Raw genomic sequence first — 12,647 nt, 5'->3', positions numbered from 1 at the left:
GCGCACGCGATGTCGACCACTTCCCCGTCTCCGCTGAGGGTGGCCCTGATCGGGCACGCCTTCATGGGGCGCGTCCATTCCCACGCTTGGCGCACCGCCCCGCGGTTCTTCGAGCTGCCGGTAGCCCCGGAGCTGACCGTGCTGGTGGGCCGCGACGCCGAACGCAGCGCGGCTGCCGCCCGACAGTTGGGTTGGGCGGAATCTGCCACGGATTGGCGCCAGGTCATCGCCCGGGACGACATCGACGTCGTCGATATTTGTACCCCGGGTGACAGCCACGCCGATATTGCGGAGGCAGCGCTGCGGGCGGGCAAGCACGTGCTGGTGGAGAAGCCGATGGCCAACACGGTGGCCGAGGCCGAGCGGATGGCGGTGGCGGCCCGCGAGGCAGCTGGGCGCGGGGTGCGTGCCATGGTGGGGTTCACCTACCGGCGCACCCCCGCGCTGCAGTTGGCGCAGAAGCTGATCCGCACCGGGCGCATCGGCACGGTTCGACAAGTCCGGGCACAGTACCTCCAGGATTGGCTCTCCGACTCGACGAGCCCGCTCACCTGGCGGCTGGACAAGAACCGGGCCGGTTCCGGGGCGCTCGGGGACATCGGGGCGCACCTGATTGATATGACCTGCTTCCTCACCGGGGAACAGTTCGCCGGGGTGTCGGGAGCGCTGCAGACTTTCGTCCCGCAGCGCCCCGTGGCCGAGGCACCGGGCAGCCCGCTGGGCCCGGTCACGGTCGACGACGCCGTCCAGGCGATGGGCACCCTCACCGGCGGCGCCCCCGTGGTGCTGGAAGCATCGCGTGCCGCCTGGGGCCGCAAGAACGCGCTGCGTATCGAGGTCACCGGCAGCACCGGCGCCATCGCGTTCGATTTTGAGGACATGAACGTGTTGCAGGTCTTTGACCCGAACGCGCAGACCGAGGAGATCACCGGATTCACCCGGGTTCAGGTCACCGAGCCCACCCACCCCTACCTGAACGCCTGGTGGCCGCCCGGCCACGGGCTGGGCTACGAGCACGGTTTCACCCACCAGGTGGTGGACTTTGTCGAGTCCATTCACTCAGGCACCCAGCCCACCCCGTCTTTCGACGACGGCCTGCACGTTCAGCGAGTGCTGGACGCCGTGCAGCGCTCCGCCGCCGAGGCCAGCCGATACACTCCGATCACCACCTCTTCTCAGGAGCAGTGAGCACCTATGGCACGTCCCGTCACGTTGTTTACCGGTCAATGGGCTGATTTACCCTTCGAGGAGGTCGCCCGCCTGGCCGGGCAGTGGGGCTATGACGGCCTGGAGATCGCCTGCTGGGGCGACCATCTCGATCCCTGGCGGGCGGCCGAGGACGACGCCTATGTGCGCAACCGGCTCGAGATTCTCGAGCGCAACGGCCTCAGCGTTTACGCCATCTCCAACCATCTCAAAGGTCAGGCAGTGTGCGATGACCCGATCGATGCCCGGCACCGAGACATCCTGCCGGACCACATTTGGGGTGACGGCGCGGCCGAGGGCGTCCGCCAGCGCGCCGCCGAAGAACTCAAAGTCACCGCCAGGGCTGCCGCCCGACTCGGGGTCTCCACCGTCACCGGGTTCACCGGCTCCGCCATCTGGAAATACGTGGCCATGTTTCCGCCGGTCAGCGACGCGCTCATCGAAGCTGGGTACCAAGACTTCGCCGACCGCTGGAACCCCATCATGGACGTCTTTGACCAGGAGGGCGTGCGCTTCGCCCTGGAACCCCACCCCTCCGAAATCGCCTATGACTTCTGGACCACCCAGCGCACCCTGGAGGCGATCGGCCACCGCGAAGCGTTCGGGCTGAACTGGGACCCCTCGCACATGGTGTGGCAGGGCCTCGACCCGGTGAGCTTCCTCTGGGACTTCCGCGACCGCATTTACCACGTGCACTGCAAAGACACGAAGGTGCGGATGAACAATGGTAGAAACGGCCGGCTCGCCTCGCACTTGCCCTGGGCGGATCCGCGCCGCGGCTGGGATTTCATCACCACCGGCCGCGGGGATGTGCCCTGGGACGACGCCTTCCGCATGCTCAACGCCATCGGCTATCAGGGTCCGCTCTCCGTGGAGTGGGAGGACGCTGGCATGGATCGGCTCCTCGGAGCACCGGCCGCCCTGGAGTTTGTACGCGCCAGCGCCGTCGAGTCTGCAGACGCCCGGTTCGATGCGGCATTCTCCCTGCGCGACTGCTAGACTGGTTCGCGGCCCCTCACGTGGTGTCATCTTACTGAACTCCCCCAGGGCAGGAATGCAGCAAGGGTAAGTGAGCTCTGGCAGGTGCGTGAGGGGCTCTTTCGTTATCCCCTCCCCCGATCAGCCACGGCCTTGGGAGCTGACATGAGCGCTGGACGCTACGCACCGAGCCCCACCGGCCAGCTGCATCTGGGCAACCTGCGCACCGCCCTACTCGCCTGGCTCTTCGCCCGCAGCACGGATCGCGAGGTGCTCTTACGCATCGAAGACCTGGACCGGGTGCGATCCGGCGCCGAAGCCCAGCAACTGATTGAACTTCAAGCCATGGGGCTGTCCTGGGATGCTCCTCCCGTGCGCCAATCAGATCGCACCGGGCTCTACGACCAAGCCCTCGCCCTGCTCGACGAGCAGGGTCTCATCTATGAGTGCTATTGCTCGCGCAAAGACATCGCCGAGGCTGCTTCCGCACCGCACCCCGATCCGAGCCTGCCGCCCGGGGCTTACCCGGGCACCTGCCGGAATCTCACCGAAACCGAACGCTCCCAGCGTCGCACCGAGCGTCCCGCCGCACTACGTATCGACGCCGCTCGGGCGGCCGGACCCGCCGCCGGAACCGGCCCCGTCCATGAAGTGACCGATCTGTTGCATGGGCCGGTCAGTGCCACGGTGGACGACTTTGTGGTGCGTCGCAATGATGGCACCTACGCCTACAACCTCGCCGTCGTCGTCGATGACCTCCACCAGGGCGTTGACCAGGTGGTCCGCGGTGATGATCTGCTCACTTCCACGCCCCGCCAGGACTGGCTGGCCCAGCTGTGGTCACGGCTGTCGGGGCTGCCGGGACCGGCCACCGAGTACGCGCACGTGCCGCTGGTGCTCAACGAAGAGGGACAGCGACTGGCCAAACGCGATGGCTCGGTGACCCTGGAGGATCTTGGCGTGATCAACGACGACGCCATCGACACCGAGCGCGCCCACGCCGTGCGGGCTAAGTTGCTGGAGTCTCTCGGCCTGCCCGGTGACTCACTGGAGGCCGCACTCGAAGCCTTCGACCCCAGCGCTCTGCCCCGCGAGCCCTGGATCTTCCGGGGACTGTGACCTCTATTTGAGGTTCCTTAGACCACCTGGGCGGCCTGGTCGAAGGTCAGGCGACCGGCGCGCGGGCGCTGGGCATTTTCGTCCTCAGCGTTCGGTGCCTGGCCGATATTCAGGGCCAGCAGGGTCTTCCAGCCGTTCTCGGTGTGGAACGCCTCGTCGACACCGGCGGCGTTGAAGCCGGCCATCGGACCCACCTGCAGGCCGTGGGCACGCAGCGCCAGCACGAAGTAGCCAATCTGCAACAGCGCGTTGGTGCGGCCCATGGCCTCGCGTGCTTCGGGCTTGCCCTCGAAGTCTTCGCGCAGGCCCTCGCGGTGCGGAGCCAAGTGCGGCATGTGCACGTGCCAGTTCGGGTCGAACGCAGCCACCACGGTCATCGGGGCAGCGGCGGTCTTTTCTTTGTTGCCCTCGGCCATCTGCTCCACCAGGGCTTCACGGGCATCGCCGGCGGGAACCACGGTCAGGCGCAGCGGCTGGATGTTCATCGCCGTCGGCGCCCAGCGCGCATCCTCATACACTCGGGCCACGAGCTCGGCGTCCACCGGCTCATCGCTGAACGCGTAGGTGGTGTAGGCCTCGCCGAAGAGCAGGTTGAGTTCCTGCTCGTCCAACGCTGCCGATGCGTGGTCCACGGTCTGCTGGGTCATGCTGAGTTACTCCTCGATCCAAAAATGGTGCCCCACTCGGGGCGTTCTTCGTGTGCCAACGAGAACGCGCTACAGAAGATTCCCAAGCCCGCACCGATCCCGCCGCGATTGGATCAAGATCACAGTCGCGGAACCACCGCAGTGCCGCCGCATTTCCGCTTCAGTGCCGCCGAATCGACAATGCACCGGGACCCGGAACCCGGTAGGGTTCTGTAGGTGACCACCGCACTGTACCGCCGCTACCGCCCTGACGCCTTCGAGACTGTCATCGGCCAGGAGCACGTCACCGAGCCCCTGATGACGGCGCTGCAGAAGAACCGCGTAAACCACGCCTATCTCTTCTCCGGGCCGCGCGGCTGTGGGAAGACCACCTCCGCCCGCATCCTCGCGCGCTGCCTCAACTGCGCGCAGGGCCCCACTCCGCACCCCTGCGGCACCTGCGAGTCGTGTGTGGAGCTGGCCACCGGCGGTTCCGGCTCCCTCGACGTCATCGAGATCGACGCGGCCTCGCACGGTGGCGTGGATGATGCCCGTGATCTGCGTGAGCGCGCCACCTTCGCCCCGGCACGCGACCGCTACAAGATCTTCATCATCGATGAAGCCCACATGGTCACTTCGGCTGGCTTCAACGCCCTGCTGAAGATCGTGGAGGAACCGCCGGAGCACATCAAATTCATCTTCGCGACGACGGAGCCCGACAAGGTCATCGGCACCATCCGTTCCCGCACCCACCACTACCCGTTCCGACTGGTGCCGCCCGAGCCGCTGATGAACTACCTGGAGCAGCTCTGCGCCCAGGAGAACGTCGAGGTGGCGCCGGGCGTGCTCTCACTCGTGGTCCGTGCCGGTGGTGGCTCCGTGCGTGACACCCTCTCGGTACTGGACCAGCTGATGGCCGGCGCCGGTAACCAGGGCGTGTCCTATGACCTGGCCGTGAACCTGCTCGGCTTCACCCCCGAGTCCCTGCTCGACGACGTCGTCGACGCCGTCACTGCCACCGATTCGGAGACCGTGTTCCGCGTGGTCGACCGTGTGGTCCAATCCGGACAGGATCCGCGTCGCTTTGTTGAGGACCTGCTGGAACGCTTCCGCGATCTGATCATTGCCAAGGCGATGCCGGATTCTGCCCAGGCCGTGCTGCACGGCATTCCGGAAGATCAGTTGCGCCGACTCCACACCCAGGCCTCCCCCTTGGGGCGTGCCGAAATTTCGCGCGCCGCCGACATCACCGCACTCGCCCTCACCGAGATGAGCGGGGCCACCAGCCCGCGACTGCACCTGGAACTACTGATGGCGCGCCTGATGTTGCCGTCGACCGACGAGACCGAACGTGGCCTGGCCGCACGGCTCGACCGTATTGAGCGACGACTCGACTACGGAGGCGCACCCACCAGCGCTCCCGCCGCGTCAACCGGACAAGCACCGGCACCCGCCTCGGCAGCCGACCAGCAAGGACTCTCCGGTGCCGCACTCGCTCGCGCCGCCGTGCGTCGCGACGCTGCCCCGGCCCCCACACCCGAACCAGCACAGCCGGAACCGGCTCAGCAGCAACAACCTCAGCAATCGCAGCCACAGCCGGTTCAGCAGCCGCCAGCGCAGCAGACGCAACCCCAGCAGCCTTCGCAGCCGGCCGCCCCGGCTCCTCAACAACGCGAACAGCCGTCGCCGCAGGAACAGCCGGCTCCCCAGCAACGCGAACGACCGGCACCGACGCCGGAACCACAACGTCCGGCCCAGCCGCAGTCTCCATCGGAACCACAGGCCCAGCCGGAACCGCAGCAACAGCCCGCACCCCAGGCTGAGCCCACGCAGGAGGCCCCGCAGGGCTCCTCCCAGCAGGGTTCTTCGCAGTTGGACATGGTGCGCCGTGCCTGGCCCGAGGTGATCAGTTACCTGGAGCAGAACTCCCGGCTGATCTGGATGACCATCAAGGACAACGCCTCCGTCGCTGGATTCGACGGACAGCTGCTCACCCTGAGCTTCTCCAACGACGGCCCCCGCAAAACCGTGATGGCCCGTGGCGGCGAACAAATCATCTCCGAAGCCCTCAACCAGGTACTCGGCATCCGCCCCCAGCTCGACCTCATCACCGGAGGGTCTGCCCCGGCAGGTGGTTCGGGCCCAAAAGCCGCTAGCCGTCCTGCGGCGGCACCGGCCTCCCCCGCTACCCCATCGCGCCCTGCCGCGGAGCCCACGCCCGCGCCCCAGCCTGAGTCCAAGCCGGAGCCGAAACCCGAGCCGACGCCGGAGCCTCGGCCCGAGCCCACTCCGGCACCTCGGCCCACGTCTGCTCCGGAACCAGCACCGCAATCTGAGCCCGCACCAGCGCCGCAGCAGCACGCGCCGCAACAGCACGCGCCGCAACAGCACGCGCCGCAACAGCAACCCCAGCCCCAGCGTGGGCCGCGCCCGGATGAGGAGCCCTACCCCTTCGAACCACCGGAGGATGAGAGCTGGCTGCCCGAGGACGACGAGTTCCCCGGCATTCCGGACTTCACCCAGACCGAGGAGTTCGCCGCATCCACCGCCGCCGAACAGCAACGCGCCTCAGCCCCACAAGGTCTCAGCGCACCCGACGCGGCACCGGCGGAGCCTGCCCGCGCCACGGATCCCACGCCCCCGGCGGAATCGCCTACCCCTGCCGAGACCCCTTCGCCGGAACCCGAGCCCGTCGCTGAGGACGGCTTCGCCGGGTTCATCCCGCGCACCGATCCTTCGGAAGCGTCCATCCCGGTATTCGCCAAATCCGAGGCCGAACTGCGCGCCGAATTCTCACAGCGCTTCGGCTCCACCATCCCCACCTCAGCTGCGTCGGTCGTCACCGGCGACGGTGCCAACACTCCACCGCGCAGTGAACCCAGCGCCGAGTCGGCTCCAGCGCCCACAGAGGAACCGCAGCATCACTCCCTGGCCACCACGGACGCTCACTCCGCGGCACCAGCACCGGAATCCCCCGTGGTCCCTCGGCCGGCACCCACCTCGCGCCCGGCCCCGGAGCCAACACCCCACACCGAGCCAGCCTCCGAAGCAGCCCCGAACACGGATACCCCGCATCAGCGCAAGGCCAGCCGCTTCCAGCAGATGATGGAGCAGTACCGCACCGGCAACACCGCGTCGGCACAGAATGGCTCCAGCCCCGGTGCACCCACCGCGCCGAACGGTGGCGCGCCCCGGCCCGAAGCCTCCACCGCCGTACACTGGGATGAGGAGATTCCCAGTGACGAGGACGAGACCATCGAGTCATCCGGCCTCGCAGGGCGCGCCGTCGTCGAGCGCCTCCTCAACGCGCGACTCATTGACGAGCGCAACCCCGACGGCTCCCCCAAGATCTAGACGAAAGGCAGCAGCCCACGGTGTACGACGGCTCAGTTCAAGACCTCATCGACGAGCTCGGCCGCCTCCCCGGCATCGGCCCCAAATCGGCCCAGCGCATCGCCTTCCACATCCTCGAATCCGAATCCGAAGACATGCTGCGGCTAGCCGACGCCATCCGCACCGTCAAGGAAAAGGTCACGCTGTGCACCATTTGCTTCAACGTCTCCGAGCACGAGACCTGCAGCATCTGCCGCGATGAAAAGCGCGATCAGGCCCTGCTCTGCGTCGTGGAAGAATCCCAAGACGTAATGGCCATCGAGCGCACCCGCACCTACCGCGGTCGCTACCACGTGCTCGGCGGCGCCATCAACCCCATTGGCGGCATCGGCCCCGACCAGCTCCATATCCGCGAACTGCTCACTCGACTCCAAGACGCCACCATCACCGAAGTCATCATCGCCACCGACCCCAATCTCGAAGGCGAAGCCACCGCCACCTACCTTTCTCGCATGCTGACCACCACCGGCATCACCGTCACCCGGCTGGCCTCCGGGCTGCCCGTCGGAGGCGACCTCGAATACGCCGACGAAGTCACCCTCGGCCGCGCCTTCGAAGGCCGCCGCGCCCTCTAGCTCACCGTTTCCTTTCGCGCAGAGCAAAAACACCGGCATATAACGACCTCTAACTAGCCTGTGCAAAGGCGCACCGTACACTGGAACCCGTCCGTACTGTCAACCACGAGGTGAAACCGGGCATGAGCCTGATCGTCCAGAAATACGGCGGTTCCTCCGTCGCCGACGCCGCTGGCATCAAGCGGGTCGCCGCACGCATCGTCGAAACACAGCAAGCCGGCAACCAGGTGGTCGCCGTGGTCTCCGCCATGGGGGACACCACCGACGAGTTGCTCGACTTGGCCGCCGAAATTACCGATCAGGCCCCTGCGCGTGAGATGGATATCCTCCTCTCCGCCGGTGAGCGCATGTCCATGTCGCTGCTCGCTATGGCCATTGACGCCGCCGGAGCCTCCGCCCAGTCCTTCACCGGTTCCCAGGCCGGCATGTTCACCGACTCCTTGCATGGCCAGGCCCGTATCATCGACGTCTCGCCTAACCGCGTGAAGTCCGCATTGGACCGCGGCCACATCGCCATCGTCGCCGGCTTCCAGGGCATGAGCCCAGAGTCCAAAGACATCACCACCATGGGACGCGGCGGCTCCGACACCACCGCCGTCGCCCTGGCCGCCGCCCTGAAAGCCGACGTCTGCGAAATCTACACGGACGTCGACGGCGTCTACTCCGCCGACCCGCGCGTGGTCTCCTCCGCCCGCAAGATCGACGAGATCACCTCGGAAGAAATGCTGGAAATGGCGGCCTCCGGCTCCAAGATCCTCCACCTGCGCTGCGTCGAATACGCGCGCCGCTTCGGAGTGCCGATCCATGTGCGCTCCTCTTTCTCCCACCACGAAGGCACCTGGGTCATCCCCGACCCGAACGACACGATTCATCTCGAGGAAGGCCAGCCCATGGAACAGCCCATCGTCGCCGGAGTCGCCCACGACCGCTCCGAAGCCAAGGTCACCGTCGCCGGAGTCCCCGACATCCCGGGCAAGGCCGCAGCGATCTTTAATGTCATCGCCGATTCCAACGCCAACATCGACATGATCGTCCAGAACGTCTCCCGCCTGGAGTCCGGCGTCACCGATATCACCTTCACCGTGCCGCTGAGCGAAGGCCCCGCCGCCCTGGAAGCGCTGCGCGCACACCAGGAAGAAATCGGCTTCCAGGACCTGGAGCTGGACAAGGAAATCGGCAAGATTTCGCTGGTGGGCGCGGGCATGCGTTCCAACCCGGGCATCTCCGCCAAGTTCTTCGGCGCCCTGCGCGATGCCGGCGTGAATTCCGAGCTGATCTCCACCTCCGAAATCCGCATCTCCGTCGTCACCCGCGAGTCCATGCTCGACGACGCCGTGCGCGCCGTCCACACGGCATTCGGTCTCGACACCGACGTCGAAGCCACCGTCTACGGCGGCACCGGGCGCTAAAACCGCACCGCACCACCGATCGTCCCCCGGTCTCGGCCACCCACCACGGGTTCCCGAGACCGGGGGACGACTGTGTTAAGACCTCCACCTCGCCTCAGCAAATGATCTACGCCATGGAAAATACCCCCGTGACTCATTCCGATATTAACTGTTTCTAAAGACCTTAGATTCAGCTCATCCCGCTGAGTCTGTGGTCCCTTGAGCGGCTCTTCGGACATCCGGTGGGGGTAGGGCTCGCCGGGTGATGGTTGGCGTGTAGGGGTCGAGGTCCCCGAGGATCAGAAGCGCTAACTCTCTGATCTACCCCGAGGACCTCGACATGCTTCACCCTACTTCGGGGTGCGCTTCGGCGCGCTCTGCTTGCTGTCCGTGTGCCCGCTGTGACCTGCTGGTCGGCCTTCCCGGTGTTCATGTCGAGCACGTCGACCGTCGCGACGGGCTGCTGGTCGTGACGGTCTCGAGCCCCGCCGCGCCTGCCGGGTGCCCGTCGTGCGGTGTCGTCGCGACAGGTCGAGGGCGCCGCCGGCGGGTGCTGCATGACGTGCCCGGAGCGACCCGGGTGCGGATCGTGTGGCGGCAGCGGGTCTGGCGATGCGACGACGAGGGCTGTCTGCGGAAGACGTTCACGGAGCAGCTGCCGTCGCTGGTTGCCCGGCGCGGGTCGATCACGACGCGCGCTATCGGCTGGGCGATCGGGCAGCTGCGTCGCGAGCATGCCACGATCGCGGGCCTGGCCCGGCAGCTCGGGACGTCGTGGAAGACGGTGTGGCGGGCCGTCGAACCCGAACTCGTCAAGCTGGCCGTCGATGAGACCCGGTTCGAGAACGTCACCACGCTCGGCGTCGACGAGCACATCTGGCACCACGTCGACCCCCGCAAGCGCGGCCCGAAGGAGTTGACCGGGATGGTCGACCTCACCCGCGACGAGCACGGAAAGACGCGGGCCCGGCTGCTGGATCTCGTCCCGGGCCGATCGGGGAAGGCGTATGCCTCCTGGCTCGGTGATCGTGGCGACGCGTTCCGGAAGAACGTGCGAGTGGCAGCTCTCGATCCGTTCGCGGGATACAAGACTGCGATCGACGACAAGCTGCAGGACGCCACCGCGGTGCTCGACGCGTTCCACGTCGTCAAGCTCGGCACCGCCGCCGTTGACGAGGTCCGCCGGCGCGTCCAGCAAGACACTCTCGGGCATCGCGGCCGTAAGGGCGACCCGCTCTACGGGATCCAGACCATCCTCCGCGCCGGCGCGGAGAACCTCACCGAGAAACAGCGAGCACGGCTCACCGCCGCGATCGAGGCCGACCCCGCGCACGACGAGGTGTTCGTCGCGTGGCAGTGCGCGCAGCAACTTCGCTCCGCCTACCACCAGAAGGACCTCGCCGCCGGGCGGCGGATCGCCGAGCAGGTCGTCGAGACGTTCCACACCTGCCCGATCCCCGAGATCGCCCGCCTCGGCCGCACCCTCCGCCGCTGGCGGGACGCGTTCGTGGCCTACTTCACCACCGGCCGCGCGAACAACGGCGGCACCGAGGCCGTGAACGGGATCATCGAGCTCCACCGCCGCCTCGCGAGAGGATTCCGCAACCGCGACAACTACCGGCTCCGAATGCTCCTCGCCGCTGGCGGACTCATCCCCTGACCCCACCGGATGTCCGAAGAGCCCCTTGAGCTCTGGAGGTTTCATGGCAGAAGTACTTGACTTGGCAGCATTCGTCACCCAGGCCGATTCGGCGCACTGGATGCAGAACCCATCGTCGCGATCCGAGAACTGCTCGGGGATGTGGGCGGCAGCGAACAGGCCATCGCCATGGCCGGCACCGCGAACAACGCGCTGCGCGTGACCCGCACCGGGGATCTAAGCCACTGAAAGGGCCTCGCCTACCCGGCACGTGTCCAAGGAGGGCTCCTGGTCGGCACTGCTGGCGTCCAAAAGCATGACCGGCCCGGCCCAGGTCGTCGAAGGCAACAATACCTTCAAGCAGTCCATCGGCGGCGATGGTCAGGATGACGGGTAATGAGGTCATGACGTGCTAGGCCAGTGAGCGATTAAAGGTCAAGGACAAACAACGGCTGACCGTAGTAAGGCCCTTTTGCACGGTGCAACGCTGGAATGTCGCTGTCTCGTGGTGCTGCCGCAATCACCTCGTGTGGTGGATATCCCGATTATTGACGTGGGCGGCTCCGCGTAGCGGATGCAGTAGCGCTTCGGCCGCCCATCCTGCCGCGTCCGAGATCTCCGCCGGGTTGTCACCGAATTGTCGGCGCAGCGCTACCCAGGCGCCAGCCGAATCTAGATGCGTCAGGGCCACAACAATGTCGCGGCGCTGACGTTGGGACGTCACCGGGGCTTCGTACTGAATCAGCCGGTCGAAGCGGTCCCGAGAGGCTGCTGGCTCTCCTCCTCCGGATCCACGCATGGCCGCCTCGGCGACCACATGAGCCAATTCGGGACGACGGCTGTACGCCTCCATGGACTGGCGCAGCTGCATCGGGAGATCGAAGATGGAGTTGAGCTCCGGTCGGACGAAGACGGTCTCCTCGATCCAATCCGCCACCGCGAGCAGCAGCTCGACCCGGGTCCGATAGTGCCGGAACACTGTGCGCTCCCCCACCCCGGCGCGTCGTGCGACGAGGCGGAAGGAGACGTCGTCGGTCCCCAGCTCCTCGATCAGCTCTGCGTATCCGGACAGGATCAGCTCCTGGGTGCGGGCGAGGTTCAGCCCGCCACCGGTGCGTGCCCCCGCGCGGTCGACGTCCCTCACGTGTGCACCGACTCGTCGTGCAGATGACTCTGTTCCGGAGCCCGCGGACTCGTTGCCAGGACCCGCGCTCGGGACGCGCGGGAGGAGTCGATGATCTCCTCGCCGTTGAGAGTGAATCCGATCCGACACCGCGCCCAGAATTGGGCTGAGGAGAGATAGCTCAGCGCCGCCACCATCCGTTGCGTGTCCCGACGGTTGAGCCCCGGCATGGTCTGCTCTATCAGCACCTCGATGGCATGGGCGACGAATCCGAGGCCCGTCTCGTCGATCGGAGAAACCGCCTCCGCCCGCGCCACCAGGAAGGCGAAATCGGGCAGTGCGTCGAACTCGCGAAATCGACGGCTGATCGCCGCGTCGAACTCGTGCCAGGTGCTGAAGGCGGCCGTGCGGAAATACTGTGTCTCAAGCCAGGCGGCGACGGCGGCGAGCAGATGCGAACGCGTCGGGAAATGCCGATAGACGGTCCGCTCGGACAGCCGCGTCGCTTCGCCCACGTGACGGTAGGTGATCTCATCAAACGACGAATCCGCCAGCAGACTGGCCACGGCCGCCAGGATCGCCTCCGATGTCTCGCCAGGA

11 protein-coding genes and 1 other RNA gene are annotated in these 12,647 nt (G+C 66.8%); 9 read left to right on the top strand and 3 right to left on the bottom strand.

The window, feature by feature from the left end; genetic code table 11:
- Positions 1 to 9: 9 nt before the first annotated feature.
- From P8192_RS02865 to gluQRS, 4 genes are all read left to right on the top strand, one after another.
- Positions 10 to 1,188 carry a Gfo/Idh/MocA family protein gene (locus tag P8192_RS02865; RefSeq protein WP_278158347.1) on the top strand — a complete coding sequence of 393 codons (1,179 nt, stop codon included), beginning with the start codon at positions 10 to 12 and terminating at the stop codon, positions 1,186 to 1,188.
- Positions 1,189 to 1,194: 6 nt separating this feature from the next.
- Complete coding sequence (locus P8192_RS02860; protein ID WP_278158344.1) at positions 1,195 to 2,205, top strand: sugar phosphate isomerase/epimerase family protein; 1,011 nt, start codon at positions 1,195 to 1,197, stop codon at positions 2,203 to 2,205.
- Positions 2,206 to 2,212: 7 nt separating this feature from the next.
- Positions 2,213 to 2,309: signal recognition particle sRNA small type (gene ffs, locus P8192_RS02855), an RNA gene on the top strand.
- Between the two features lie 40 nt (positions 2,310 to 2,349).
- Positions 2,350 to 3,303: a tRNA glutamyl-Q(34) synthetase GluQRS gene (gluQRS, locus tag P8192_RS02850; protein WP_278158342.1), complete on the top strand. Its 954-nt coding sequence runs from the start codon at positions 2,350 to 2,352 to the stop codon at positions 3,301 to 3,303.
- Between the two features lie 17 nt (positions 3,304 to 3,320).
- On the opposite strand, the gene P8192_RS02845 is transcribed toward gluQRS, so the two are convergent.
- Positions 3,321 to 3,950, bottom strand: a complete 630-nt coding sequence (locus P8192_RS02845) for a malonic semialdehyde reductase (RefSeq protein WP_278158340.1) — start codon at positions 3,948 to 3,950, stop codon at positions 3,321 to 3,323.
- A 216-nt stretch (positions 3,951 to 4,166) separates the two neighbouring features.
- Between P8192_RS02845 and P8192_RS02840 the strand changes: the two genes are divergently transcribed.
- The 5 genes from P8192_RS02840 (at position 4,167) to P8192_RS02820 (ending at position 11,321) form a co-directional block, all read left to right on the top strand.
- Positions 4,167 to 7,283, top strand: coding sequence for a DNA polymerase III subunit gamma and tau (locus tag P8192_RS02840; protein WP_278158339.1), 3,117 nt, complete (start codon positions 4,167 to 4,169; stop codon positions 7,281 to 7,283).
- 20 nt (positions 7,284 to 7,303) lie between these two features.
- Entirely contained in the window at positions 7,304 to 7,897 is a 594-nt protein-coding gene (recR, locus tag P8192_RS02835; protein ID WP_270106246.1) for a recombination mediator RecR, read from the top strand.
- 122 nt (positions 7,898 to 8,019) lie between these two features.
- Positions 8,020 to 9,306 carry an aspartate kinase gene (locus tag P8192_RS02830; protein WP_278158336.1) on the top strand — a complete coding sequence of 429 codons (1,287 nt, stop codon included), beginning with the start codon at positions 8,020 to 8,022 and terminating at the stop codon, positions 9,304 to 9,306.
- A gap of 319 nt (positions 9,307 to 9,625) precedes the next feature.
- The gene (locus tag P8192_RS02825; RefSeq protein ID WP_278157375.1) at positions 9,626 to 10,945 is read left to right on the top strand and encodes an ISL3 family transposase; all 1,320 of its coding nucleotides are present in this window, start codon (positions 9,626 to 9,628) and stop codon (positions 10,943 to 10,945) included.
- Positions 10,946 to 11,195: 250 nt separating this feature from the next.
- Positions 11,196 to 11,321 (top strand): hypothetical protein, encoded by a 126-nt coding sequence (locus P8192_RS02820; protein ID WP_278158335.1) that lies wholly within the window; start codon positions 11,196 to 11,198, stop codon positions 11,319 to 11,321.
- Between the two features lie 123 nt (positions 11,322 to 11,444).
- Here the strand turns inward: P8192_RS02820 and P8192_RS02815 are convergent, their stop codons facing one another.
- Both P8192_RS02815 and P8192_RS02810 read right to left on the bottom strand, forming a co-directional pair.
- A complete protein-coding gene (locus P8192_RS02815; RefSeq protein ID WP_278158333.1) occupies positions 11,445 to 12,068 on the bottom strand; it encodes a TetR/AcrR family transcriptional regulator in 624 nt (207 codons plus the stop codon).
- Positions 12,065 to 12,613, bottom strand: coding sequence for a TetR family transcriptional regulator (locus P8192_RS02810; protein ID WP_278158332.1), 549 nt, complete (start codon positions 12,611 to 12,613; stop codon positions 12,065 to 12,067). The genes P8192_RS02815 and P8192_RS02810 overlap by 4 nt, the downstream gene beginning before the upstream one ends.
- Positions 12,614 to 12,647 lie beyond the last annotated feature (34 nt).

Origin of the sequence: Citricoccus muralis (genome assembly GCF_029637705.1) — a bacterium.
GTDB lineage: Bacteria > Actinomycetota > Actinomycetes > Actinomycetales > Micrococcaceae > CmP2.
Note: the sequence above shows the minus strand (reverse complement) of the source record. Positions and strands in the feature narration are given on the sequence as shown.